Genomic DNA, 25,967 nt, shown 5'->3' with positions numbered 1-25,967 from the left:
TAATTAGAGAAAACTGACTTATGAATAAAAATCTTTATCGAATTGTTTTTAACAAAGCTCGTAACATGTTTATGGCTGTTGCGGAGAATGTTAGAAGCCAGAGCAAGGCGGCAGGACAATCTACCTCCTCAGAAATAGAGCGTTCGGGACAATCATCAGGACAAGAAAAATCATTTCATCAACTGTGGCATGTCAAGGCATTAGTAGCAAGTATTAGCTTATTAGTACCATTTGCTCCTGTCTATGCTGCTATTGTCGCAGATAGTGCAGCAAATGCTGCGAATAGAGCAGTCATTGGTGCTGGTAAGAACTCAGCAGGTACAACAGTTCCAGTGGTTAACATTCAGACTCCCAAAAATGGTATTTCCCACAATATCTATAAACAGTTTGATGTATTGGCTGAAGGTGCTGTTTTAAATAACAGTCGAACAGGAGCAACCACCAAAACAGTAGGGGCCGTAGGGGCAAACCCATTTTTAGCGACTGGTGAAGCGCGAGTTATTTTAAATGAGGTAAATTCAACAGCTGCTTCAAGATTTGAAGGTAACTTAGAAGTCGCAGGGCAAATGGCAGATGTGATTATTGCCAACCCGTCTGGTATTAACATTAAAGGCGGTGGCTTTATTAATGCCAATAAGGCAATTTTTACTACGGGTAAACCTCAATTAAATGCCGATGGTAGTATTAAACAGTTCACAGTTGATCAAGGGAGAATTACGGTTTCAGCAAATCCTAACTCTAAGTTTGGATTAGGGGGAAATAATAACGATGTAAATTATGTAGACCTTTATGCTCGTGCATTAGAACTTAGTGCAGAACTCCGAGCCAAAAATGATATTCAGGTGATTGCAGGGGCGAATACTATCGGTGCAGATTTACAGAATGTTATGGCTAAAACAGGAATAGGGACTGCACCGACATTAGCTGTGGACGTGAAAGCACTGGGCGGGATGTATGCCAATAACATCTATTTGATGGGGACAGAAAAGGGCTTGGGCGTTACCAATGCAGGGACTCTTCAGGCAGTCAACAATCTGGTAATTACCAGTGCAGGGAAAATTGAGCATAGCGGTACAATCAGTTCAACCAGTAAAACCCAAGGTTTAGTGAACATACAGACAACGGGCACTGGTGCAGTTGCAGATATCAACTCATCAGGGAGTATTAATAGTAATAGCATGCTCAATATTGATTCAGGTAATAACCTGAATGTAAATGCCAAAGAAATTATTATTAATAATGGTAGCTTGGCTTCTTCTCCTTTAATGATCAATACTAAAGGTAATTTAAATTTAGCAGCGAATAGCCGAATTTTTAATGATGCACAGAGTGGGGATGTATATGTTGATGCAGCGAACATCAATCTGGCAACTAACGCAGGCATCACCAGTAATCGTGGTTCTGCTTATATTCAGTCACAAAAAGATGTGGTTGCAGCACAAGGTGCAAAATTAATAGCAGCACAAAATTTGAATGTATCTGGAAAAGGTAAGCTCTCACTGAACGAAAATCAGATACAGGCATCCTTGGGTTCAATAAACCTACAAGCAGATTCTTCAAATACAGATGGTTTAATTGATATCCGAGGTGGGACTATTTATGGGGGTAAAGATTTAAACTTATATAGTTCAGGAGATGTAAATTTACAGAATCTTGGATTTGCACTTGAAAATTCTGCAACACGAGTCAAGAATATTAATGCTCATAGTGGACGAAATTTGGTCTGGAACAATGCAACAAAAGTTCTACCCCAGATTACAGGGAAAGTTGCATTGGATGCCGAGAATAATTTAAGTATTTCAGCTCAAGGGGTCTCTAGCAAAGATAGTATCCAATTGCAAGCAGGTCAATTAACATTAAATACTAATCTCACCTCTCAAAAAGATATTAATCTGATCGCAGAAACAACTGATTTATTTCTAAATAATGTATTAAATGCTCAGAATGATATCAACATTTCAGCTTTAACTGGTGGGATTACTGTCAATAGCCTCAAAGCCAATTCCAATGCAGGCAAAACTTCGATTCTTGCGAATAAAAATCTAGTTTTAAATTCACTGCAAGAAATAGAATCAGCTCCTTGGGCAGATCAAGACGGCGCAACAACTGATATGACCTTCATCAATGGTAATAAAGGGGTTATATTAGGGTCAATTGGAGATGGGAATGTACAATTAAAATCTACCCGTATCACTGCTGAACAGGGAGATATTCAACTGATTGCAGGTAATGGTATTTCTTTACAAGCGAATACCGATGTGACAATTAGAGGTGATCATGGATATGATGATATTAGAAAGAATATTTTACAGGGACAATCTTTACAGATTCAGAATAAGAAAGCAGATGTCGTCATTGATAACACCACTTTAACAACCTCTGTTGGTGGTTTATCTATTAATAGCGAGGGAAAAACGACATTATCAAATAGCGAATTAAATTCTAAAGGGAATACTGAGCTTTCTGCCAAAGATCATTTGACTTTACAAAATATAGAAGCGAATGCTGATAAACACATGGCGGTGAGTAGTAAAAAGAACATTTACTTCAATAGTAAGTATGGTTCAACAGCAACTCCAGTTGTTTGGGATTCTTCGAGTTCTGTTAACTTAAAAGCGAATGGTATTTTATCTATGGTGGGTATGGATCATATCGCCAATCGGACAACTTATACTGGCGGAGCGATTTCACTAGAAGCTAATAACTTAATCAGTCCTTCTGCTGGTACCTTAACTTTTAATGCAATGGATAGTTCTGTTCTCACAAATGATCCTGCCCTAAAAAATTTAGAGGGTGATCTTACAATTCAGACAAATGGGGCTTTAACATTGGATCCCAAAATCCATAAGCTCGGTGCTGCAGGAGATTATGAACTTATTTCAAAAAATGGAAAGTTAACTTTATTAGGTTATGGTGGAGCCAATGGTCATTTCTCCGAAACAGTATTCAGATTAACCAACAATATGGGGGGGAGTCACCTAGAAGGAAATAAAGGGGTTGAAATTCAGGGTACTGTAATAAGAAACATGAAAGACCTCAAAATTGTAGCACCTGATGGAGACATCAAAATTGAAGGGGTAAAAAATACTTTTAATAATTCTACGTATTCAAAACATTCTGATTATTTGTCCAAACAGAGGTTGTATTACGAAAATAAAATACAAGAAATTAATAGATTAGGTGTATTGAATGCGGCCCAAAAGAAACTTGTTGCACAATACACAGAAGAAATTAATGATATTACAAAACAGATTAACTTCTTAAGTCTAGGAACCAACGGAGCTGAACACGCAGGGAGTCTTTTAAGGTCTGAAACAGGGAAAGTTAATATTGTCTCTGGAAAAGGCATTATGATTACGGGGGCGGATATTCTGGCTATTGATGGTCAAGTCAATATTGAAGCTCAAGGTATTGGAGAGAAAATCTATACCTCGACGGCATTAGATAAGAATAGCCAACCCATGAGCATGAATGCGGGTGTTATTCTTGCAGCCCATAATGATTTTTATGATCGTGGCAATGAAACGGATCAAAACTATCAGGCGATCTCATTACTTACACCGACCCTTGTGGAAGGGAAGCGTGGAGTCAATATAAAAACTACAGGAGCACAGGAAGGAAGCAATCTGATTCTTCAAGCAGTAGGTATTAGCTCTTCTGAGGGGGATGTTAAGATTGAATCGAATAAAAATATACTATTTGATGTGGCGCTTGAGCAAAGTTATGATCGGTCAACATCAATTGAAAAGAAGAAGTCATGGGGTGGTTTAAAAAAGAAAATGATTACGACCTTTTCTGAGAATGAATCAACACGACCTGCTTCAGTCGATATTAGTGGCAAGAATATCTATATTGAGAGTAAAGAATTAAATAAAAATAATAAGATCGATATCTATTCAGGACAGTTTATAGCAGAAGGTGGGGATGTATTTATCCGTTCAGGTGGGGATCTTTACTTTAATACAGTGAACGACATTTCCAAGAATCAGCTGGAGGTTAATAAGAAGTCTTCAATATTAGGGATCAAATATAATACTTCAAAAACCAACAGTAGTTATCAGGTGGTTACGCAAGTTCCTTCCACATTAACTGCATCATATATTGGGACCAAGTCGGGGTTTGATACTCATTTAGCCGGTACAGAGTTTAATTATCTGAAAGAAGCGACAATTGAGTCTGGTGGTAAAATATTTTTAGAGCCAAGTGTCACCAGTATTAATAACACAATTAAAAAAGAAAAGAATTCGGTTGTTTGGCAATCTATGCAGGATAAAGGTTCTATTACAGAAACAGCCAAACTTCCAAGTTTTAATGGACCAACTCCACCTATATTTAAAGCAGCGGGTGGATTGAGTGTACAAGTTCCAATTAGCGAAAAAGATGCCAATAAAAAAGTGCTTCGGGATGAAATATTAAAGTTGGCGAATCAGCCTGGAAATACTTATCTTAAAGATTTAGTCAATCGTAATGATGTAGATTGGCAGCAGGTTCTCCTTACCCAAAAGGATTGGGATTATAAATCACAAGGTTTAACTGGAGCCGGAGCGGCCTTAATTGTCATCATAGTCACTATTGCGACAATGGGTACTGGTACAGCAGCGGCGGCTGGAGCTGCGGGTGGAACAGCTGCAAGTGGTACAACAGTGGGGCTTGGCGCGAGCATGCTGGGTACGGCTGGTGTGACTACAACAGCGGCAGGCGCAATTGTTCCGTCAACATTAGGGGTAATGGCAAATGCTGCTGTCACTAGTCTGGCTGCTCAGGCAAGTGTTGGCCTGATTAATAATGGTGGGGATATTGGTAAAACCCTAAAAGAGATGGGAAGTAAAGATTCCATTAAAAATTTGGCTGCATCTGTGGTAACAGCTGGTTTATTGAGTCAAGTTGGTACTGCCCTAAATTTAAAGCCTGACAGTACTCTCCTATCAGATCGTTTAGTAAATAATTTTACCACTTCTGTAGGATCCACCTTAGTACAAACTGCCATTAATGGTGGGAATCTTGGCGATAATTTACAAGTTGCATTACTAGCAGGTCTAGCAGGGGCCTTACAAGGAGAGTTGGCTAGTCAGATTGGAACGAGTTTAGATAAAGTCGATCCGAATATATTTGAATATACAATTCATAAAATTGCTCATGCCGCTGTTGGATGTGCAGCAGCAGCAGCAACGAAGTCTAGTTGTGAGGCAGGTGCGATTGGTGCTGGCGTAGGTGAAATAGTTGCAGGGTTAATGCCAGAACCAGCCAATGGTATTGAATATTCTGATGCAGAAAAACTAAAAATCCGGAATATAGGTAAATTAGTTTCTGGGACGGTTGCAGCATATACTGGTTATGATGTAAATACTGCTGCCAACAGTGCTGATACCGCGATTCAGAATAACTCTTTAGTTAGATTAGCAACTACCACGGGTAAGCTATTAGTAAAAGCAGCTGAAATTTATGGTGATATTAAGAAAGCAAATAAGGGTATAGTCGATCCAAAGGTTTTTGTACAAAAACTTAAAGATCAAGGCGTAAGTGAGCTTGTTGGAATAGCTGATGATTTGGTAACTGTTTTTGGACCGGCTAGTACTCCTTTTGATAGGGCTTTAGCAGCTTTTGACCTTGTTGTTGGAACAGATTTAAAACCAGGGAAGGCTGAATCATTGAAGCTTGCTCAAGCTGAATTGGATAAATTAAAAGTAGATCAAGCCTATACTTTAAAAGTTTTACAAGTAAAAAAAGATGTGGTTACCAGAAACCGATTAAATGGTAAAGAATTTGAAATGAGTGCTGCAAGCAAAATTGGTGTACAACGTAACACAGATAGGCAAATGATAAGTGTAAAAACAGAAAGAGATGGAGAAATAAATATTATTCCCGATGCTTTTGGGAAGGGAAATACCTTGATTGAATTTAAAAACGTAAAATATTTGAGTGATACACAACAATTTAGGGGGTATGCTGAAACAAAACAGCCCATAACATTAGTAATTAACCCTAATACCACATTTTCTAAAACTATTGAAAATGTAATCAGGACATCTAATGGTGTGATTTATGCTTTTGATCAAAAGACTCGAGCATTAAAAATAGTTCAGGATTTTAGGAAATAATTTTACTCTATAGGTGCTGTTATAAAATGAAACTCAAAAATCCAATTTGTACGAGAATATATACATCTAACACTTTACGGAATCCAGAGGATTTCTTTGATAGATTAAGATTTAGATGTAAACATTATCCAGAGTTAATTCCAGAAAAATGTGGTTTTTGGGAGCCTCTAAAAATTAAATTTTCTCCTGAAATTATTGATACTTTAATACCTGATGATACAAAGGGGCAGGCAGATAGTCTTTATTGGAGTAGAAATAAGAAAATTAAGTCTGAAGGGGTGATTAGTGTACCTGTCCATGATGATGCACATAGTGAAGAAGTAATTTATAGTGAACTAGCTCAAAGTGATCAAAGTCAGCTGATTGATTATGTAAAAAAAGTTTGCCATAGATTCGATGCTGATTTAGCTATAATTGATATGGAAATTGAGGATACTTGGCGAATGATGAACCCACATATTGGGGGTACTCATCCTACTACAGAGCAATTGAGACATTGGTTACCTGATATGTACTGGGGTGTTGTATTTGGAAAACCTTACGTTGATCTGTTTGGTAGCAAATTGCTAGCTGTTCCAGCGTATAAGGTCGAAAAAATAACAGATAATTTAATATTTATTCAACTAACGGCCGATATTAATGATCTTCTAAATGATCCAGAACAGGTACGCATTGAAAGGGAGAAAGCAAAAGCTTTTTTAAATAACGATGTCTTCTACTCTCCTGAAAAAGGTTATAAGGCAAATGAAACTTTATGGTTTTTTTCGGGAATACAAGATGGGGAAGGAGTACGGGTGCCTCGTATAAATTATTACCCTCAAGTATTTAATACACCAAATTTTACTTTAGAAAAGAATGATGAAAATATTTATAGTGAAACTAATATACCAAGGTTTATAGAAACAGATGTTTGGGAAGTGAGTTTAAATAAAGAATGGTTGGTGCAACCTATTCCGCCAGACACTCCATTTACATCAACGGGAACTGTTGAGGAAATAAGATTTTTCTATAAACCAGATGGATATGATTCTCCTATAGAAAAAGAATTATTTATTGGAGCGTGGGATCGACCAGAGCAAGAAACAATGAGCCGTCAGAAGTATGCTGAATCCATACTTCAAGTGTTAGCTAATAATTACCCATTAGCACAATCAGAATGGTCAAAAGTAGAAAGTAAAGTTGATCATTTTGAGGAGTATTCAGAAGTTTGTTTAGACCAAATCGATCAACAAGAGTTTAATTTGTTTCGTATAGCAATTAAGGTAATTGTATTTGAGCGGTTTTTTGTTAAGGTCACTTTCATGGATTATTGGTGTAATAACTTGAGTGAATCTCAAGAAATTTCTAACCCAATTTTTAACTCGTTTAAAGCGAAGTAATATTTAGATAAAAGACTTTTATTGATAAAAATAAGGGGATGAAGTCCCTTATTTTTATTCTGTACAAGAAATATATAGCAGCAAATATAGCCGTTGAATGTTCTGTCATCCACTACGGATGGCAGAACATTCGCTTTAATTGAATTATCAATACGTGTGGATTTAAAGGCAGCTAAAAATGTTGATGCCTTAAAAAGCGATCAAAAAATTCTTGTGAAGAATTTGGGGACGTCAACAACAAAAAATGCAATTATTGCGGCGGCGAAAAAATCGGATATTAAAAGCTTCGAACTATCTGTAAATGGTAAAGTGTTTAAGCCGGATTCATCGGTCTCTTCAGGAGCTGCTGTTTACAAAGGTGCTTCAAATGAAGATATTTATACAGCCTTTAAAGAAATTGCAGGAATTAGAACATTACCTAATAGTACTAGTCCCATGTATCAACCTATTAAAGGGCGAACCTCATTAAATGGGCAACCAGGATATATTATCCGTGTTCCTCAAGAAGATGGTAGTACTATTTTATTAAGAAATTTTTCTTTTTCATAGGATGTTTCTAAAGCCCGTTTCACAATTGAGATTCAAAAGCCTGCTGGCATGAAGAAAAATGTTTTGGAGTTAAAGTTCCAATGAATCAAGTAGATGCAATTTTAAAAGTATTTCAAGAATGGCATGACAATATGGGATTGCGGTATTTATGGATTTCTTGTGATGGTGAGACTCAAGAGTTTTATCCAGAATTAGAAATGGAATATGATCCAGATACTGCTTTTTTTAAAGCCTTAGAAGTCTTATTGAAAAGTGGAGATAAATGTTTATTTTATAATTTAAATAGTGAAGATCCATCAAGAGATGGCGAACATTTAACAGGCACACCAGAAGAACAGCTTGCTTTGCTAAAAGAAGTTTGGGTAGGTAAGGCAGAAATGGACAAAATGGATGAGGAAAATGGTTATCTAGGATGGTATTTTTTAATGTTTTGCCCTTATTCCTTAGCCCACAAAATATATGACGAGCATGGAAATTTCTTAAAATGGTGGCATGCTGAATAAATTTTATTGAATCTCAAAGAATCTTTCAAAAGCGAGAGAGTTTGGTAGAACAAATGAATTTTAGAATTCAACGCCTGTGCAAAGAAAAGCTTCTCAACAAGAGTTTAATTCTTTTTGGAGAAAAATGTGAATGAAGCATTAAGAAAAATAGAGACTCTTTGGAGTAAAGAACCAAAGCATGCTGTTCATAGAGGAGAAAAAACTTTTTTTCAGTTTCGTTGTATTTTGAATAATGGTATTTCACCAGATAGATTTGGTGATATCGATTTGCAATTACCAACAGAGTTTAAGGAGTTTCTCTTAGTTAGTAATGGGGCTGATTTATTCAAGGATGAGGAATATGGGCAATGGGGAGCGAAAATATTTAGTATTGATGAGTTACAGTCATCTAATAAATATTATAGAGAGTTAAGACCTAAAGACTTCACTAAGGGGGATTTGATAATTGGTGAGTTTTATGGTGATTCAGATTTATTACTGTTAAGGTGTGATCCTGAAAGTAAGGATTATGGCGCTGTACTTATCGCTTTACCTTTTGATAATCGCTCAGATTGGTATTGTTCAGTCAACTTTGAAAATTTTATAACTGACTATGTTAATTCTGAGGGCGATAAATTTTGGGAGATACAAACAAAAAAATAATTTTATAGAAGCTCAATGAATCGTTCAAAAGACTCTTTGAGCTTAATTTAAATCTTTAATAAAAGTGAAATATTTTTTATGCTTCATAATCAAACAAAATTATTACCCTTAGCACTTTTTTCTATTCTTTTAGCTGCATGTGGGGGAGGTGGAGGGGGGGGGCAGCGACATCAGATACACCTGTACCGAAGCCTATTGTAGAAGCGTCTGTATTAAGCCCAGATTTGGCACATGGCTATTTTGAAATTGAAAATTCAGGAGTTACTAATAACTCAACTATTAAGTTCTCACCATTTCATACAAACAGTGTAATTGAGGCATCCGCTTCAAATAATAGTATGTGGGATTTAGAGATTCTTACTCCAAGTAATGATTTATCTGCGCATATTAACAATTTGGCTGGTCTTTATTTTTATCCCAAAGGTGATAAAGTTGGGGTTTTTAGCTATTCAGAGAATGATAAAGGCCATTTGGCTGTCCAATGCCGAAACTCATGTAGTGATACATTCTCTTATAAGTTCGAAAAACAAAGTGATGGTAAAACTTACTTCATTATAAGCGCAAATGGTGCTGTATCAGGACGTTTAAATGATATTGACTTTGCTTCGACTGCCAAAATTAAAGGCTCTATTAAATTTGAAGTAAATTCTGATTGGCCAGTATGGAACACGAAACGTTTTAATGAATATCCAGCTAAATCAGATTTAGTCGTTAATGGTAAGCTGGCGACAATACAAAGATTTATGAATTGGACAACTAGTTCTGTCTTAACTTTTAACACAGATAAAGAATATTATTTTAACTTTTATAATCCTCTGGATCCTGAACATGATAGGTTCATATTAACTGAGGGAAATTATTTTAGTAATGAACAGCCAAAAGAAGTTTATATATACAAAGGATATTTTAATCGGGATTTTATATTAAATACAGATTATGAAAATGGTCTAACTACCTTTAAATTTATCAATAATTCATTTACTAACCCTATTGAATATGTTGCATCTCCAGAGTTAAAGGTCTCAGGCGGTTTCGAGAAAAAAATTCCTTATGGGCAAGTTACAGTAGGAAGTGAAGTTTTTAAAATTGATGAGACAGTTGCGGCAGCTGCATATGCAGAAAATGAAAGTAAATATTTTCGTTTTATGAGTAGAGATCATAAGTCTGATCTTGAGTTTACGGTGAAATACGATACTATTACTAAAAAAGCAAATGTAGCGTATCAAAGACCTAAAAAAGATCAATTGAATGTAAATATTCATTTGAAATGGAATTGTAAATTGACAAATGATCATTGTACTGGTGTAACTGTCAATGAGTCAGAAGGAACCATTGAATTTAAAAATGTGCAGTTAGATGATGGTCGTACCATAAATGGTAAATTTGCTCATCTAGGGGTAAATGATCTGGTAGCCTGATAAGTTTTTATTTGTGTGAAGATTGAAAAACTAGCTCTAATAAGGGCTAGTTTTTTTAAATATATCCCATTTTACTATTCTCGTTACGTTAAAAGACTTATATTAAAAATAATTCAAATACATAATTCATCTCTAAAGCTAATCTATAGTTTGCTATGTAGCTTTTAAATTAATAAAGCATGAAAGCTATTTCTTTTTTTATGAATATATAAGCCCATTTTCGATAATCGATTTGTTTTTTTATAAATCAATTTTTAACAAAAATTTGAATTATTTCCCCTTCCTTTTTAATGATCTATTTTAAAGCAAATGTCATTTCCCACGCTTGACGACAACAAAAGCGAATACTATCCTTTGCGTGCTGGCCACATTGCCAGTTGGTTTTAGCAGACCATCAGCCAAAGTACACGAAAAAGTAGTAACTTTTTTGTGGAAATCCCTGCGTGCCCCCTCTGCGGCGGAACGGGAGGGGGACACCTTCGGGTGTGCTGGATTCTTTGGCTCCAGTCTGCTAACCCTCTTTCGTTTCGCCACCATTATTTAGCAGTAATGCGGTGAAACTTCTTTTATAGCCAAAGGAGTCCGCTATGCGTACTAATTCTTCTCAATTTTTGGCCTATGCCAAACTCTCTTTATTTATACCGTTTAAACACTCTATAAATCGGTTTAGACGACTCTAGGTTTTTACGCCTAAACATTGTTACGACTAAAAAATCATAGCAACAATAAACCAGAGATAGGCGAGCACACCATTTTGTGCCGCTTTTGCGTGCCTGTTTTTAGCACTCAATTTAAGAGTGACGGCACTTCTATCTCTTTTACATACAACAAAAAATTATTTTAAGCGGTATATATGAAAAATTTAGAATCTTCATTTAGAGCACTACGAGTGCTGCACACAGCAAAAGATTTATTTACTCAAAATGGGTTTAACAAGGTCGGGGTTGACCGAATTATTGCTGAAGCCAAAATCCCCAAAGCGACTTTCTATAATATCTTTCATTCAAAAGCACGACTGATCGAGATGTGTTTAACCTTTCAAACGGATGCGCTCAAAGTAAAAGTCCTTTCAATTATCAATTCATACAGCGAACTTATGGTGTTCGATAAACTCAAGCAAATTTACTTTTTACATGCCAATTTAGAAGGGTTTTATCGTTTACCATTTAAAGCAATTTTTGAAATTGAAAAGTGTTATGCAACGGCTTATAGAGTGGTTGTTGATTATAGAAACTGGTTTATAAATGAGATTTATAAGCTGTTTCTTACTGTAAAAACTACCGCTTCAATAAAAGATGCGCACATGTTTCTATTTGCAATTGATGGGGCAATGGTTCAGTTGTTAAGTGCCAATAGCGTAGATGAACGGGATAAATTATTAGATTACTTTTTATTTATGCTATCGGAGCATTCAACTTAAATCTTAAAAAAAGCCCGTGATTGGGCTTTTATTTACTTTTTAGTAATAGGATCTATAAGTTGATTAATAATAACCCCTTTACTTAAATCACAAGTCGTATCAGGTTTAACGAGCCAATTATAATCATTTAAATTTATAGGATAAGTTTGCCCACTACCATAGGCAATAGTGTCTCCATCTTTATATTCTTTTGAGTCAACAATTAAAAGATGCTTATTGGTATCCCAATAAGCATCTTTAGTCGCAAAAATAGGGAGAATTCTTTCATTCGCCTGCATTAAATAAATACAAGAGCCCTCGATTTTGATCTGTGCCTCACTATAGCTCGCATTATCAGCACCGCCAGTGTATGCAAGTTTCGGTACAATAACCTTGTTTTGAGACTGAGGAGGATTGCTACATCCATTAAGCAAGATGACCAATCCAATTTGAAGAGTAATTAAAATATTTCGTTTATTCATATTTAATATACTAATGAAAAGCCTAAATTATAAAGTTCGTCAGTAGACATGTAATAGTATTCATTACATTGTCCAAATTCAGTGCCCGAAGCGGAAGTCCCTTTTACTCGAACCCAAACAGGACTACAGGTTTGACCATTACATGCATTATCATAGGTGGGGAAGTTTAAAAATATAAAAAATGATAAAATTTCTCTATTGCCAATAAACTGAATAAATATTTTTACAATCAATATCATATACAAGGATTTAATTTGTGAAGAGAATATTGCTTTCTATTTTTCCACTATGTATGCCATTTCTACACGGATGTTCTGCTGAAGAAAAAAATGTCAACTCAATACCTATTACGCCTGATCAAGTTTCAGTTAATAAGATTAGTCATGAAGCAAATACGAACACATCTTATAAGCAGTTTTTTGTTCTTTCAAAAGATTTAAAGTTTGATAAAGATTTACATCAGTTAGAAGCGATATGGTCTGGTAAATTAATCCTATACAACAACTGTTTATCCATTCTAGTGAAAAGTGATGATAAAGAAATTATTCATACCTTAGTAGTGCCTAAGAACTATGAAATCATATTTGATGATCAAGATAATATTGCCGGACTTAAAGATAGTAAGTCAAAAGAACAATACAAATTGGGTGGATCATTGCTATTAGGTGGTTTGGCTATAGATCAAGAAAAACTGAAATCGAATAAAAATATACCGAGTTATTGTGAGCCAAGATTGGCACTCCCAGGAGACATTAAAAATGATAAAACTAAGTAGTTTGTAAAGAAAATTCTTATCAAGCATATTAATTAGTACATACTTTATCTCTTTACATTTACTTAAAAAATAAAAAACCCATCACTGGGCTTTTTTTGTGGATATTGGTCTATTAAAACTTAAGTTTTTTAAGCCCACGACTCACACCATTCTGTAGAGCGGCTTTAATGATAGGGCCAATAAAAGGAACGCGGCCTTTAAAGCTAATGGTGTAATCCAAACGAGTTCGATTATTTCCCAAGTCAGTAAATTTCATGACACCACGGTGACCTTTAATTGGGCTAATCCCGCTCGTAATTGCATACTCGATCAGTTCATTTTCTTTATAGACTAAATTGGTTTCTACAAATGAAGGGGTCAATGGAATAGACATTTTGCGCGCAGAGCCAACACCATTACGAGCGTCTTTTCCGTCGCTAATACGAGTCACTTTAGCAGGGGCAAAAAGCTTACTTAAGTTTTCATGCTCACTTAAGGTTGCAAAGACCTTATCTACGGGTGCATCAAATTCTTGTACGATGTTGATTTTTTGAGTTTTTAACATCTTATTCCCTCTAGAAATTATTTTGACATTGGTAATTGTCAAAATTTGGATGTTAGCACGCTTTGGGCAATGGGGGAATTCTTCTTCGTCGGAGTTATTTTAAGTCTGAAAAAAAAGCATTGCGATAAATCTACAATGCTTTTTGGCCTTTTCTTAATTTTTTAAAGAAAGGCTGAATCACAGACCAGTTGGTTGAAACCCAGCAAATAAAGGAACCCGCCGTCACCATTGCTGTTCCTTGCCAAAAGCTCATCGATAATTGAGTTTGTAAAACAAACATCGCCAAAATAGACGAAATAATCGGGGTGAAATAAGAGGCCACCACAAGCACGGTAATGTTTCCATGAATGATGCCAATGTTCCAAGCAGCATAACCAAAACCCATGGCAGCAGATGCCACTAAAAGGGTGAGGAGAGCTGGAATATCCATTGAAGGAATAGCAAAGTGTCCCGAGACAAGCAGCTTGAACCATAGAGTGAGCGCGACACCAACAAAGAAAATAGAAATTGGATTTTGCCCATTACTTAATTTTTTGGTGAGTACACAGTAAAAAGCCCAAATGATGGCGCCTGCAAATGCCAAAATATAGCTAAGTGGGTTGCTATGAAAATTATCGACAATACTATTTAGACTAAAGTCACCGCTTCCAGTTTGAATATAAATAATGCCGAAAATTGAAAGCATTAAACCCAAAATAATAAGGAAATTAAACTTTAATTCCTTAAAAATAACGAAAGCTAAAACCGTTAAACTCGGCCACAGATAGTTAACAATACTAATTTCAATTGCTTGCCTTGTTGTCTGAGAATAAGCAATCGCAAATGAAAAGCACACCTCATAAGCCACGAACAGAATTGTGCCAAATATTAAGTATTTTTTAGAGATCTGTTTAAAGTCTGGGACTTTGAAAATGGCAAGCAACAGTAGCGCACTTAAAGAATAAATAAAGGTAACACCTAGCTCAGGCCCAATGGCGGCACTGACTTGCTTCATCAGACCGACCAGAGATGCCCACATGAGAATGGCGCTTAAACCAATCAATGTTGCTAGATTTTTTGACATAAAATTCAATAAATAACGGTTAAAAAATGGTAAAAGATGAGGTTGTACTAATCAAAGGAATCAATTTTCAAGCTAAGGAATATAGGACAAATTATATAAAATATAAACAATTAAATTTATTGATTGGTTGAATCTGCTATGTTTATTTAGCATTCAATTGAGTAAAGAAATTTCGAATAAAACAACATTTCTACGAGGAAAATATGGAAGTCATTAAAACGGTTGGTGTTGTTGGAGCAGGTGTAATAGGTGCAAGTTGGACGGCCTTATTTTTATATAAAGGATTTAAAGTTAATGTTTACGACCCATATCCTATAGATGAAGCGGTATTTAAAAATAGAATATCTGCAAATTTAAATGATTTATTGGCTTTAGACCAAAACGCTGAGCACACTCATTCTTTATCAGATGTGCTACTCCATCTGGAAATTTTTAATAATTTAAAAGATGCAGTTTCAGACGTAGATTTTATTCAAGAAAATGCTCCTGAACGTCTCGATGTGAAACAACAGCTATATCAAGAAATCACGGCATATTGCCCTGAACATACTATTATTGCTTCAAGTTCATCGGGTTTAAAAGTGTCTGATTTCCAAAAAGAGGCGCAGCATCCTGAACGTATTTTATTAGGTCATCCTTTTAATCCGCCTCATCTCTTACCTTTGGTCGAGATTGTTGGTGGTAATCTGACTGATCCTCAAATTTTAAAACAGGCTTCTGAGTTCTATAAACAACTAGGCAAAAATCCAATTGTTTTAAATAAAGAAGTCAAAGGGCATGTCGCAAACCGTTTGCAGGCTGCGCTATGGCGAGAAGCCTTTTCACTGGTTGAACAAGGCGTGTGTTCTGCCGAAGATGTCGATGTCGCGATTACCAGTGGGCCGGGTTTAAGATGGGCGTTATTTGGCCCCTACATTAATATGCAGCTTGCCAACCAAAAGGGCTTTAAAGAGGCGATTCATCATTTAGGCCCACCTATGACAGAATGGTGGAACGATATGCATGCATTTCAACATTCAGACGAGACAACAGAGATATTGGAAGCAGAAACCAACCAGCTATTAGCACAATATAAAGATATCGATTTATATGAAACCAGAGATAAAGGTCTGGTCGATATATTAAAGCTCAGACATAAATTAGATTTGGATTAAGTAGACGATTTATAGTCATGCTATCTAATTGTGTTGAGGATTAGCTTTCTTATAATTCTATGAAATGCACAACTTTTAGTGCAGCTTTTTATTTTTTGAACTTAAATCGCACTCAAATTGCCCAAGTTTAGTATTACTTTTAACCAAAAACGTAATACTAATCTGGCATGTCCTTTGCATAGTCTTAAGCAATCAAAAGTGATCTAGGGTTCCGATACTTACAGTATGTCTGGACCGAGAGTTCACGGTTCCTAGCGAACTACACGGAGGGATAAAAGCCCGGGAGGAAGTCTAAAACTATCCGACAGGAGTAGCTATGAACACTGCAAGTTATCATAACAATCAGGCGATTTGGACCGAACTTTTACCCGGCGGACATCACTGGTCGGGTCGTATTCAAAAAGGAACCATTCTTAGATTTACATCGCTTGGCGCTCAGGCAAATGTTTCTTTATTTTGTGTAAATGCTGCCGATGTGCTTGAACGCTTTAACATGCCTGACAGTTTAAAAGGGCAACACACAGCCTATTTAAAAGCTTCCAATGTGCTCTATTCAGACCTTGGCCGCGTCATGGCCTCAATTGTTCATGACGATCATGGTTGGAACGATGCGCTTTGTGGCCCGAGCCGACCTGAGCAAATTGAAAAGCAATTTGGTGCGCGTACATTTCAAGATGCCCGCAATGATATGTACCAAAATGGCTTAGACAGTTTACTCATTGAAATGTGTAAATACGGACTTGCCAGCCAAGACCTGAGTGCTGCGGTTAACCTATTTTCTAAAGTTGTGCCAGATGAAAACGGCGCTTTGTCTTATGTCAGTTCTGACAACACCAATCAAAGCATTGAACTGCGCTTTGAAATGGACTGCCTGCTATTTTTATCTGCCGCGCCGCATGGTTTAGACACCAGCCCAATCTATCAACCTGCTGATATTCAACTCAGTCTATTTAAAGCCAATTCACTAACAGACAGGGATATTTGTCGTGATGCGTGTTCACAAAATCAGCGTGCCTTTCAAAACACAGCCCGCTACTACGCGCTTAGCAATATTTAAATCAGGAGAAGCATCATGACAGTTTTACAATCATTTGAAAAAGCAGTTTTAAATGAAGTTTGTCCTGCGGGTGAAGCGTGGATGTGTGAGGTTAAAAAGGGCCAATATTTTCGAATTATTGATCTGGAGGGAAACCAAGCAGTTGATACTTTGTTTATGAGTGCCGAAAATCCAACTGAGCGTTATAGCGCAATGGACACTTTGGCCATCAACCAACAAATCTATTTAGAAAAGGGCACCAAGCTCTACAGTAACTTTGGCCGCCCAATTGCGGTTATTCATGATGATAACTGCGGGCGCCATGACACCATTGGCGGTGCCTGTTCATGTGAAAGTAATACGGTTCGCTATGCACATGAAACGTACCCTATGCATAGTTGCCGTAACAACTTTATGTATGCCTTGGCAAAACATCCCATTGCAAAAAAGCATGGCTTAAATGTGCGTCACATCGGCCCAAACATTAACTTTTTTATGAATGTGCCAGTAACGCCAGACGGTCAGCTTAAATTTGATGACGGCATTTCAGGACCGGGGAAATACGTCGAAGTTCGGGCAGAAATGGATTTAATTGTTTTAATTTCCAATTGTCCTCAGCTAAACAACCCATGTAATGCCTATAACCCAACCAAAATTCAATTGGTTGTCCGTGAAGCGGAAGGGGTGTAAGCATGTTTAAAAAAGTTCTGATTGCTAACCGCGGTGCAATTGCCTGTCGCGTAATTCGCACCCTTAAAAAACTCGGGATCGCTTCGGTTGCAGTTTACTCCGAAGCCGACCGTGATTCTTTACACGTGACTTTGGCCGATGAAGCTTTCTTGATTGGACCTGCGCCTGCCCATCAAAGTTATTTAAATATTGAAAAAATCCTTGAGGTTGCAAAACAGTCGGGAGCAGAAGCCATTCACCCCGGTTATGGTTTTTTGTCTGAAAATGCCGAGTTTTGTGATTTGTGTGAAAGCCAAGGTATCGCTTTTATTGGACCAACTTCAAGCCAAATGCTCGATTTTGGTTTAAAACATACTGCACGTGAACTGGCTATTAAAAGCAATGTACCTTTACTTCCGGGTAGCTCATTACTTTCCGATGAAGCCGAGGCTTTGACCGAAGCTGCTCGTATTGGCTATCCAGTCATGCTAAAAAGTACCGCGGGTGGCGGTGGTATTGGTATGCGTCTGGTCTGGAATGAAACTGAATTAAAAGATGCCTATCAAACCGTATCTTATTTAGCGCAGGTCAATTTTAAAGATGCAGGTTTATATTTAGAAAAATTTGTACAACATGCACGCCATATCGAAGTACAAATTTTTGGTGATGGGAAAGGGCAAGTTTTAGCGTTGGGTGAGCGTGATTGTTCGGTACAACGCCGTAATCAGAAAGTGATTGAAGAAACACCCGCACCACATTTAAATGAACAGCAACGTGACTACCTTCAAAAAGTTGCGATTCAACTCATGCAGTCGGTGAACTACCGTTCGGCAGGTACGGTTGAGTTTGTCATGGACACTGAAACCCAAGAGTTTTATTTCTTGGAGGTTAACACGCGTTTGCAAGTTGAGCACGGCGTGACCGAGCAAGTGTTTGGTGTCGACTTAGTCGAGTGGATGGTTACCTTGGCAAGCGGTGACTGGTCAGCACCGACTGAAAAGTTAGAGCCAACAGGACATTCCATTCAGGTTCGTCTTTATGCCGAGGACCCAATTAAACAGTTCCAGCCGAGTGCGGGCTTACTTACCCATGTTAAATTTGACCCGCAAGCACGAGTCGAAACATGGGTAGAAACAGGGTCAACGGTGTCGTCTTTTTATGACCCAATGATTGCCAAAATCATTGTAACTGCTGCAACACGGGACCAAGCCATACAGGCAATGAGTACTAGTCTTGCCAACACGCAAATCGCAGGCATTGAAACCAATCTGGAATACTTACAAAACATTATTGCTTGCGATGTATTTGCTTTGGGTACTCAAACCACCCGATTTTTAAATACGTTTGAATGGAAAACTCAAAAAATTGAGGTGTTGCAGGCTGGCATTCAAACTGCCATTCAAGACGTAACAGGCCGATTAGGTTATTGGGATGTTGGTGTGCCGCCATCAGGTGCTATCGATCCACTCAGTCTAACTGTGGCAAACCAGTTGCTAGCCAATGAACCAAATACTGCAGGGCTTGAATGTACCTTGCAAGGGCCAACTTTAAAGTTTCACTGCGATAGCCAAATTGTCATTACGGGCGGTGATATGCCTTCAAAACTTGATGGCGAACTGGTGCCGATGTGGCAAACCATCAATGTGAAAAAAGGCCAAGTTTTAAAATGTGGGCTTATCCGTTCAGGTTGCCGTAGCTATATAGGTGTGAAAGGTGGTTTTGATGTTCCTGAGTATTTAGGGTCACAGGCGACTTTCACTTTAGGGCAGTTTGGTGGGCACGCAGGCCGTAATTTATTAATTGGCGATATGCTGCCGATTACTGAATATTCTACTCAATCGACCACAGCTTTAGCTCAAGCGCAAATTCCTAGCTTTACCCAAAACTGGGAAATTGCAGTCATGTATGGCCCACATGGCGCACCAGATTTTTTCACCAAACAAGATATTGATACCTTCTTTTCCAACGAGTTTGAAATTCACTATAACTCAAGCCGTACAGGCATTCGCTTAATTGGTCCAAAACCTGAATGGGCACGTGAAGATGGCGGTGAGGCAGGCTTACATCCTTCCAATATTCACGATAATGCTTATGCGATTGGGGCAATTGATTTTACGGGCGATATGCCAATTATTCTGGGACCAGATGGTCCGAGCTTAGGTGGTTTTGTTTGCCCTGCGGTAGTCATTCATTCCGAGCTTTGGAAAATCGGGCAGCTTAAAGCAGGCGATAAAGTTAAATTTGTACCTGTGAGTTACGCGCAAGCAAAAGCACTCGATCAAAAATATCATCAAAGCTTAACCGCGACTGATACAACTAATATTGATTTTAACCCAGCCATTCAAGCAGAACCCGACACTTTAAAAGATGCAGTTTTGGCAACTTTAGACGGTAAAACTGACTTACCAAGCGTGACCTATCGACCAGCAGGAAATAGCTATTTGTTGGTGGAATATGGTGAGTTAGTACTCGATTTAAATTTACGCTTCCGTATTCATGCGCTCATGCAATGGGTCAAAGATCAAAACATTCAGGGTATTATCGATTTAACACCGGGTATTCGTTCACTACAAATTCATTTTGATTCAATTCAACTCGATCAACTGGAGCTTTTACAGAAACTTCAACAAGCAGAAGCCGAGTTACCCGATATTCAAAATATGCAGGTGCCTTCACGGACTGTTTATTTGCCTTTGGCTTGGGAAGACTCACAAACTCAACTTGCCACCGAACGCTATACACAAATTGTTCGACCAGATGCACCGTGGTGTCCAGATAACGTCGAGTTTATTCGCCGTATTAATGGCTTAGCTTCTAAGCAAGCGGTTAAAGATGTGGTCTATAGTGCGAACTATTTAGTAATGGGGTTAGGCGATGTGTATTTAGGTGCACCCGTTGCGACGCCGCTCGATCCACGCCAACGTTTAGTCACCACAAAATATAACCCTGCGCGAACTTGGACACCTGAAAATGCGGTCGGCATTGGCGGGGCGTATATGTGTGTGTACGGTATGGAAGGACCAGGTGGCTACCAGTTTGTTGGCCGTACTACTCAAATGTGGAGTCGTTACCGTAAAAATGCCAACTTCGAAGAAGGCAAACCGTGGCTACTGCGCTTTTTTGACCAAGTTAAGTTTTATGAAGTTTCTGAGGCTGAACTTCTGCAAATGCGTGAAGACTTTAAGGCAGGCCGTCTACAACTTCGTATTGAAGATGGTGTGCTTAACTTAAAAGAATACAACGAGTTTTTAAAGACGCATCAAGACAGCATTCAAACCTTTAAAGATACACAGCAAGCTAACTTTGAGGCTGAACGCCGCCGTTGGCACGAAGCGGGCTTGCAAGAATATATTTCTGAAAGCCTAGATGCGGTTGATGAAGGTGAAACTGTAGTTATTCCTGAAGGAGGCTGTACAGTCGAATCACACATGCCGGGGTCAATCTGGAAAATCGAATGTGCATCGGGTGATATTGTTGAAGAAGGTGCAACCCTTGCAGTAATTGAGGCAATGAAAATTGAAATTCCAATTATTGCGCCGGAACGTATGAAGGTAGAAACTATTACCATTGAAAAAGGGCAAACCGTAAAAACAGGACAAGTGCTATTTACCTTAGCACCTGTCGCTTAAACCAAAAGAGAGCATCAATATTGATGCTCTCTTTTTTATTATGCTTCGGTCAAATGCTTTAATAGTTTATGACCATGTTCAACAGCTTCTAATTTAATTTTCGACTCTGGATTACCTGATAAAGGCGAAACGTCATAAAGCAAGTAAGTGGCGCTTAACTGCATTTGTGTATATTGAATAGAATATTGAACCGCTTTTAAAAAACTATCCGCTAAGTTTTCTCGGTCATTCACCATATCGGCTTCTTTTTGCCCGACTGTCATACTAATAATGACTTTTTTATCTTTTAATTTATCGCCTTGAGAGCCATAAGCAAACTGATAAGTAAAAACTTCATCAAACCATAATTTCAAAATTGCCGGCATATTAAACCAGAACATAGGATATTGCAGAATGATGGTGTCATGGCGTAGCAACGCCTCTTGTTCAGCACTTACATCAATTTTATAGTCTGGATAAAGCTGAAAAATATCTCGGACTTCAAGGTCCGGATAGGTTTTTATAAGTTCATTCACTATCGTTTTATTTGCAATTGATTGAGCGTAGTAGGGATGAGCCAAAATAAGTAAAGCCATAATAATGCCTTGTAGCTATAAAAATCATAGTCACTATAATTTTTATAGTATGGGTGTACAATAACTATCAAAGTTGATAGGTGGCATGAAAAATGGCAAATACTGAAAATAAATGTGAAATCACCATGAATGGAAAAACCTATCCATGTCATATCAGTATGGCTATGGATTTGGTGGGTGGAAAATGGAAAGGCGTTATTCTGTATTATCTAAAAGATGGGCCCAAACGTTTTAATGAAATCAATCAATTAATGCCAACGATCACAGAAATGACCTTAAGCCTTCAACTCAAGCAATTAGAGCAAAGTGGCTTAATATCTCGAACGGTTTATGGTGAAAAAGCACCGATTAAAGTGGTGTATGAAATGACCGAATTGGGCCAGACTTTCAAGCCTGTTTTAGAGTCTTTATCGGTATGGGCACATACGATGATTAATCAGTCATAAGATGAAAAATTAACTTTTTAAAAATATAAATATTAGCCCCATCCCTGTGCATGGGGCTTTTCTTGCCCAAAAATCACTCATAAATATCCATAAAGCCTATCAAAACGACGCTTAAAAACTGGCACATTTTCTGCATCTTTTATCAGTAATACAAAAACTGAATTTGGTAATACCAAGCTAGAGGTGCGATATGAACGATGTAAAACCTGTGGTTCAACCAAAGCCAACTTTAAAAGCCTTTTTAGTCGAATTGCTCAGCGTACGTGCAGGCGTATATATCAAGCAAAACAATCAGCCGCCTAAAACAAAAGGATAAGACTGTGGCAAAACAAAAGTTGGCTCGAATCAGTATTACCGTACCTGAAACGACACTTAACGCACTCGATCAAAAAATTGTCGAGCAGAACTATGAAAGTCGCTCGCAAGCCATTGTCGACATGATTAATAAACACCTGATTGCGGAGCAGGCGCAGGCCAATGAAGTCATGGTGGGCACGTTGACGCTGCTTTATGACGCTAGCCAAATGACCTTGCGTAATCAATTGGTCGATTTACAACAACAGTTTTTAGCACAGGTGATTAGTTCACTTCATATCCAGCTCGACCAACAAAAGATATTGCAAGTCATGTTAATGCAGGGCGCGAGTTCTGAGCTTAGACAAATTAGCCAGCAATTTATTGTGCTGAAAGGGGTAATCAAAGGACATCTAGAACTGATGGATGCCGTCATGCCGCCTATACAGCAAAATGACTAAATGAGGAGTAGCGTGTTGAAAAATTTATGGACAATTCAAGACTGGAAAACCGCATATCAAAACGGGCAAATCCATCTTAAAGATTTGGTTGGCTATGTTGCAGAAATTAAAAATGATGACCACGCATGGATTGAAATTGCCTCCGTTGAGCAGATTCAATCGCAAATTAATGTTTTAAAAGACCAGAATATTGCTGACCTACCTCTATACGGCGTGCCATTTGCAGTCAAAGACAACATTGATGTCGCTGGTTTTCACACGACTGCTGCTTGTAAAGAGGTTCAATATTTAGCTAAGCAAGATGCTGCCGTAGTTGCCAAGCTGAAAAAAGCAGGAGCGATTGTGGTGGGCAAAACCAACCTCGATCAGTTTGCGACTGGACTGGTCGGGGTTCGTTCGCCCTATGGTGCAGTAAAAAATAGTTTTAAGCCCGAATATATTAGCGGCGGTTCAAGCTCAGGTTCATCGGTAGTAGTTGCTAACGGTATTGTGCCTTTTAGTTTGGGAACAGATACCGCAGGTTCAGGCCGTGTACCTGCTGGTCATAACAATATTGTGGGCCTTAAACCGACGAAAGGCTGGTTCTCTACCACAGGTTTAATTCCTGCCTGTCGGACTATTGATGTCATTTCTATTTTTGCACTGCATATTGATGACGCTTGGACAGTCGCCAACTTAATGCAGGGCTATGATGAAACAGATGAATATTCACGAGTAAATCCAGCCAATGTACCAACTCAGTTTTCTAAACGAAAAATTGCCATTCCTGCCCAGCTTGAGTTTTATGGCGATCTTGAATCTGAAAAGGCCTTTTTAATTGCAATTGAGCGCGTAAAAAAGCTGGGTTATGAACTTGAGAGTATAGATTTCAGCGTGTTTAATGAGCTTGCTGCTGCACTGTATAACGATGCATGGGTAGCGGAAAGAACGGTCGCCGTTGAACGCATGACAACACGTGAAAAGGCCCATCCGGTTATTGCCCAGATTATTGCGCAGGCAGATAAATTCAAGGCAACAGATGCACTACAAGCGGAATATAGCCGTGCAGTACTGGCTCGAAAAATTAATGTGGCATTACAGCCTTTTGATGCATTGATGGTCCCAACAGCACCAACCATTTATACCATTGCCGAAGTTGAAGCCGACCCGTTGAGTAAAAATGCGCACATGGGGGCCTATACCAACTTTGTTAATTTTGCAGATCTTTCTGCTTTGGCCTTACCCAATGTACTCCGTGCAGACGGCCTACCAAGCGGAGTAACCTTTATTGCACCAGCTTGGCACGATCAGGCACTCGCCAATTTTGCACAACTCTGGCAAACCGAAACACCGCTGAGTTTGGGTAAATCAACTCAACATTATCAAAAAGGTATAGACATCCAATCGAATCATTCAGTGCAGCTTGCTGTCGTCGGAGCTCACTTAACAGGTATGCCACTTAATTTTCAGCTCACTCGTCGCAATGCCACTTTGCTTAAGAAAACCCAGACAGCAGATGCTTATAAACTCTTTGCCTTAAAAAATACCACACCACCAAAACCAGGGCTGCAATGTGATGCAGCAGGGACATCAATTGAAGTCGAAGTGTGGGATGTTCCCTTAGCAAATTTTGGAGCTATTGTGGCTGAAGTGCCTGCACCACTTGGTATTGGGAACCTGAAACTAAAAGATGGAACATGGGTTAAAGGCTTTATTTGCGAAGCTTATGCCATTCAAGATGCAACCGATATTAGCCATTTTGGAGGCTGGCGAGCCTATATACAGTCACTCAATCAAACCGCTCAAAGTGTTAGTAAAAATGTTGGGGAAGTTTCTATATGATTAAAAAAGCGTTGTTATCCGTATCTATTTTATCGGCAGTTGTATTGGGTGGGTGTGACAATACGGCTAAAGTGCCCGAGGCTAAACAAGACACTCAGGCAGCCACAAATACAAAACCAATTACCATTGGCTATAGTGATTGGCCGGGCTGGGTGGCTTGGCAAGTGGCTATTGAGAAAGGCTGGTTAAAAGAAGCAGGGCTAAATGTAGAGTTTAAGTGGTTTGATTATTCGGCTTCGCTTTCAGCCTTTTCGGCAAATCAGCTCGACGCTGTTTTGGTCACCAATGGCGATAACTTGGTAACTGCTTCGGGTGGTACTCAAGGCATGATGATTTTGGCAACGGATTATTCTGCGGGCAATGATGTCATTATTGCAAAAGAGGGCATTAATACCATTCAAGACTTAAAAGGAAAATCAATTGGTGTCGAAAAAGGCTTGGTTGACCATCTTTTGCTAGCAACAGCTTTGACTGACCATAACATTAAAGCGAATGAGGTGAAGCTGGTAAATTCAGCGACAAACCAATTACCTCAAGTGTTTAATAGCCCTGATATTTCCGCGATTGCTGTTTGGCAACCTGTTGCAGGTCAGGCATTAAAAGCAGTGGCAGGCTCTAAAATTATCTATACCTCTAAAGACAAGCCGGGTTTAATTTATGACACCCTGACTGTCAACATGAGCCACTTAACTGCTCATCAACAGGAATGGAAAAAAATCATTCAGGTGTGGGATAAAACCGTTAAATATATTAGTGACCCTGCAACTCATGCCGATGCGGTTAAAATCATGGCAAACCGTTCGGGGGTTGATCCAAAGCAATATGAGTTGATGGTCAGCGGTACGCATTTATTAGATATCAGTGCCAATAAAAAAGTATTTGCTAAATCTCAAGGTTTTGACTCAATTTATGGCTCTAGCTATCACGTCAATAAATTTAATGTCGAAAACGGTATTTATAAAACCGAACAAAATGTAGATGGGCTGATTTATCCAACACTCATCGAACAACTTAAATAAACCCTATAAAT

At 38.3% G+C, this 25,967-nt stretch carries 21 protein-coding genes and 1 riboswitch; of the genes, 17 read left to right on the top strand and 4 right to left on the bottom strand.

Going from position 1 to position 25,967, the window contains the following annotated elements; all coding sequences use genetic code 11:
* Positions 1-20: 20 nt before the first annotated feature.
* From RFW85_RS00315 to RFW85_RS00285, 7 genes are all read left to right on the top strand, one after another.
* Entirely contained in the window at positions 21-6,098 is a 6,078-nt protein-coding gene (locus RFW85_RS00315; RefSeq protein ID WP_309171026.1) for a DUF637 domain-containing protein, read from the top strand.
* 26 nt (positions 6,099-6,124) lie between these two features.
* Positions 6,125-7,477: a hypothetical protein gene (locus RFW85_RS00310; RefSeq protein WP_309171025.1), complete on the top strand. Its 1,353-nt coding sequence runs from the start codon at positions 6,125-6,127 to the stop codon at positions 7,475-7,477.
* A gap of 93 nt (positions 7,478-7,570) precedes the next feature.
* The gene (locus RFW85_RS00305) at positions 7,571-8,026 is read left to right on the top strand and encodes a hypothetical protein (RefSeq protein WP_309171024.1); all 456 of its coding nucleotides are present in this window, start codon (positions 7,571-7,573) and stop codon (positions 8,024-8,026) included.
* Between the two features lie 80 nt (positions 8,027-8,106).
* Positions 8,107-8,529 (top strand): hypothetical protein, encoded by a 423-nt coding sequence (locus tag RFW85_RS00300; protein WP_086265012.1) that lies wholly within the window; start codon positions 8,107-8,109, stop codon positions 8,527-8,529.
* A gap of 126 nt (positions 8,530-8,655) precedes the next feature.
* Positions 8,656-9,171, top strand: a complete 516-nt coding sequence (locus RFW85_RS00295; protein ID WP_262470433.1) for an SMI1/KNR4 family protein — start codon at positions 8,656-8,658, stop codon at positions 9,169-9,171.
* 137 nt (positions 9,172-9,308) lie between these two features.
* On the top strand, positions 9,309-10,589 hold the full coding sequence (locus RFW85_RS00290; protein WP_309171023.1) for a hypothetical protein: 1,281 nt from the start codon (positions 9,309-9,311) through the stop codon (positions 10,587-10,589).
* An 853-nt stretch (positions 10,590-11,442) separates the two neighbouring features.
* On the top strand, positions 11,443-12,009 hold the full coding sequence (locus RFW85_RS00285) for a TetR/AcrR family transcriptional regulator (protein WP_309171022.1): 567 nt from the start codon (positions 11,443-11,445) through the stop codon (positions 12,007-12,009).
* Between the two features lie 32 nt (positions 12,010-12,041).
* On the opposite strand, the gene RFW85_RS00280 is transcribed toward RFW85_RS00285, so the two are convergent.
* Positions 12,042-12,470 carry a hypothetical protein gene (locus tag RFW85_RS00280; protein ID WP_309171021.1) on the bottom strand — a complete coding sequence of 143 codons (429 nt, stop codon included), beginning with the start codon at positions 12,468-12,470 and terminating at the stop codon, positions 12,042-12,044.
* Positions 12,471-12,726: 256 nt separating this feature from the next.
* Between RFW85_RS00280 and RFW85_RS00275 the strand changes: the two genes are divergently transcribed.
* Positions 12,727-13,245 (top strand): hypothetical protein, encoded by a 519-nt coding sequence (locus tag RFW85_RS00275; protein ID WP_309171020.1) that lies wholly within the window; start codon positions 12,727-12,729, stop codon positions 13,243-13,245.
* A gap of 112 nt (positions 13,246-13,357) precedes the next feature.
* Here RFW85_RS00275 and RFW85_RS00270 read toward each other — a convergent pair whose 3' ends face one another.
* Both RFW85_RS00270 and yddG read right to left on the bottom strand, forming a co-directional pair.
* Entirely contained in the window at positions 13,358-13,789 is a 432-nt protein-coding gene (locus tag RFW85_RS00270; protein ID WP_108008318.1) for an SRPBCC family protein, read from the bottom strand.
* Between the two features lie 130 nt (positions 13,790-13,919).
* Positions 13,920-14,852, bottom strand: a complete 933-nt coding sequence (gene yddG / locus RFW85_RS00265; protein WP_309171019.1) for an aromatic amino acid DMT transporter YddG — start codon at positions 14,850-14,852, stop codon at positions 13,920-13,922.
* Between the two features lie 203 nt (positions 14,853-15,055).
* On the opposite strand from yddG, the gene RFW85_RS00260 reads away from it, so the two are divergent.
* The 4 genes from RFW85_RS00260 (at position 15,056) to uca (ending at position 21,340) form a co-directional block, all read left to right on the top strand.
* Positions 15,056-16,006: a 3-hydroxyacyl-CoA dehydrogenase NAD-binding domain-containing protein gene (locus RFW85_RS00260; protein WP_309171018.1), complete on the top strand. Its 951-nt coding sequence runs from the start codon at positions 15,056-15,058 to the stop codon at positions 16,004-16,006.
* 192 nt (positions 16,007-16,198) lie between these two features.
* Positions 16,199-16,294, top strand: a riboswitch (guanidine-I (ykkC/yxkD leader).
* Between the two features lie 28 nt (positions 16,295-16,322).
* Positions 16,323-17,063: an urea amidolyase associated protein UAAP1 gene (locus tag RFW85_RS00255; RefSeq protein ID WP_309171017.1), complete on the top strand. Its 741-nt coding sequence runs from the start codon at positions 16,323-16,325 to the stop codon at positions 17,061-17,063.
* A 15-nt stretch (positions 17,064-17,078) separates the two neighbouring features.
* Entirely contained in the window at positions 17,079-17,732 is a 654-nt protein-coding gene (locus tag RFW85_RS00250; protein WP_000217380.1) for an urea amidolyase associated protein UAAP2, read from the top strand.
* Between the two features lie 2 nt (positions 17,733-17,734).
* The gene (gene uca, locus RFW85_RS00245) at positions 17,735-21,340 is read left to right on the top strand and encodes an urea carboxylase (protein WP_309171016.1); all 3,606 of its coding nucleotides are present in this window, start codon (positions 17,735-17,737) and stop codon (positions 21,338-21,340) included.
* Between the two features lie 38 nt (positions 21,341-21,378).
* Here the strand turns inward: uca and RFW85_RS00240 are convergent, their stop codons facing one another.
* A complete protein-coding gene (locus RFW85_RS00240; protein ID WP_262729600.1) occupies positions 21,379-21,915 on the bottom strand; it encodes an NAD(P)H-dependent oxidoreductase in 537 nt (178 codons plus the stop codon).
* 92 nt (positions 21,916-22,007) lie between these two features.
* On the opposite strand from RFW85_RS00240, the gene RFW85_RS00235 reads away from it, so the two are divergent.
* The 5 genes from RFW85_RS00235 to RFW85_RS00215 all read left to right on the top strand — a co-directional run bounded on the left by RFW85_RS00235 (position 22,008) and on the right by RFW85_RS00215 (position 25,956).
* Complete coding sequence (locus RFW85_RS00235) at positions 22,008-22,361, top strand: helix-turn-helix domain-containing protein (RefSeq protein WP_045125277.1); 354 nt, start codon at positions 22,008-22,010, stop codon at positions 22,359-22,361.
* A 190-nt stretch (positions 22,362-22,551) separates the two neighbouring features.
* The gene (locus tag RFW85_RS00230; protein ID WP_001000625.1) at positions 22,552-22,677 is read left to right on the top strand and encodes a hypothetical protein; all 126 of its coding nucleotides are present in this window, start codon (positions 22,552-22,554) and stop codon (positions 22,675-22,677) included.
* A gap of 4 nt (positions 22,678-22,681) precedes the next feature.
* Positions 22,682-23,116 (top strand): CopG family ribbon-helix-helix protein, encoded by a 435-nt coding sequence (locus RFW85_RS00225; protein ID WP_001118705.1) that lies wholly within the window; start codon positions 22,682-22,684, stop codon positions 23,114-23,116.
* Between the two features lie 12 nt (positions 23,117-23,128).
* Positions 23,129-24,937 carry an allophanate hydrolase gene (gene atzF, locus RFW85_RS00220; protein WP_309171015.1) on the top strand — a complete coding sequence of 603 codons (1,809 nt, stop codon included), beginning with the start codon at positions 23,129-23,131 and terminating at the stop codon, positions 24,935-24,937.
* A complete protein-coding gene (locus RFW85_RS00215) occupies positions 24,934-25,956 on the top strand; it encodes an ABC transporter substrate-binding protein (RefSeq protein WP_309171014.1) in 1,023 nt (340 codons plus the stop codon). The genes atzF and RFW85_RS00215 overlap by 4 nt, the downstream gene beginning before the upstream one ends.
* The last annotated feature ends 11 nt before the right edge of the window (positions 25,957-25,967 follow it).

Origin of the sequence: Acinetobacter sp. 12966, from assembly GCF_031196995.1 — a bacterium.
In the GTDB taxonomy this organism is placed as follows: Bacteria; Pseudomonadota; Gammaproteobacteria; order Pseudomonadales; family Moraxellaceae; genus Acinetobacter; species Acinetobacter geminorum.
Note: the sequence above shows the minus strand (reverse complement) of the source record. Positions and strands in the feature narration are given on the sequence as shown.

What these genes read in the sequence shown, in the direction of transcription:
- RFW85_RS00310 (WP_309171025.1), top strand. Translation starts at nt 6,125, where the DNA reads ATGAAACTCAAAAATCCAATTTGTACGAGAATATATACATCTAACACT.
- RFW85_RS00300 (WP_086265012.1), top strand. Translation starts at nt 8,107, where the DNA reads ATGAATCAAGTAGATGCAATTTTAAAAGTATTTCAAGAATGGCATGAC.
- RFW85_RS00270 (WP_108008318.1), bottom strand. Translation starts at nt 13,789, where the DNA reads ATGTTAAAAACTCAAAAAATCAACATCGTACAAGAATTTGATGCACCC.
- RFW85_RS00290 (WP_309171023.1), top strand. Translation starts at nt 9,309, where the DNA reads ATGTGGGGGAGGTGGAGGGGGGGGGCAGCGACATCAGATACACCTGTA.
- uca (WP_309171016.1), top strand. Translation starts at nt 17,735, where the DNA reads ATGTTTAAAAAAGTTCTGATTGCTAACCGCGGTGCAATTGCCTGTCGC.
- RFW85_RS00230 (WP_001000625.1), top strand. Translation starts at nt 22,552, where the DNA reads ATGAACGATGTAAAACCTGTGGTTCAACCAAAGCCAACTTTAAAAGCC.
- RFW85_RS00240 (WP_262729600.1), bottom strand. Translation starts at nt 21,915, where the DNA reads ATGGCTTTACTTATTTTGGCTCATCCCTACTACGCTCAATCAATTGCA.
- RFW85_RS00255 (WP_309171017.1), top strand. Translation starts at nt 16,323, where the DNA reads ATGAACACTGCAAGTTATCATAACAATCAGGCGATTTGGACCGAACTT.
- RFW85_RS00250 (WP_000217380.1), top strand. Translation starts at nt 17,079, where the DNA reads ATGACAGTTTTACAATCATTTGAAAAAGCAGTTTTAAATGAAGTTTGT.
- RFW85_RS00285 (WP_309171022.1), top strand. Translation starts at nt 11,443, where the DNA reads ATGAAAAATTTAGAATCTTCATTTAGAGCACTACGAGTGCTGCACACA.
- RFW85_RS00315 (WP_309171026.1), top strand. Translation starts at nt 21, where the DNA reads ATGAATAAAAATCTTTATCGAATTGTTTTTAACAAAGCTCGTAACATG.
- RFW85_RS00215 (WP_309171014.1), top strand. Translation starts at nt 24,934, where the DNA reads ATGATTAAAAAAGCGTTGTTATCCGTATCTATTTTATCGGCAGTTGTA.
- RFW85_RS00260 (WP_309171018.1), top strand. Translation starts at nt 15,056, where the DNA reads ATGGAAGTCATTAAAACGGTTGGTGTTGTTGGAGCAGGTGTAATAGGT.
- RFW85_RS00235 (WP_045125277.1), top strand. Translation starts at nt 22,008, where the DNA reads ATGGCAAATACTGAAAATAAATGTGAAATCACCATGAATGGAAAAACC.
- yddG (WP_309171019.1), bottom strand. Translation starts at nt 14,852, where the DNA reads ATGTCAAAAAATCTAGCAACATTGATTGGTTTAAGCGCCATTCTCATG.
- RFW85_RS00280 (WP_309171021.1), bottom strand. Translation starts at nt 12,470, where the DNA reads ATGAATAAACGAAATATTTTAATTACTCTTCAAATTGGATTGGTCATC.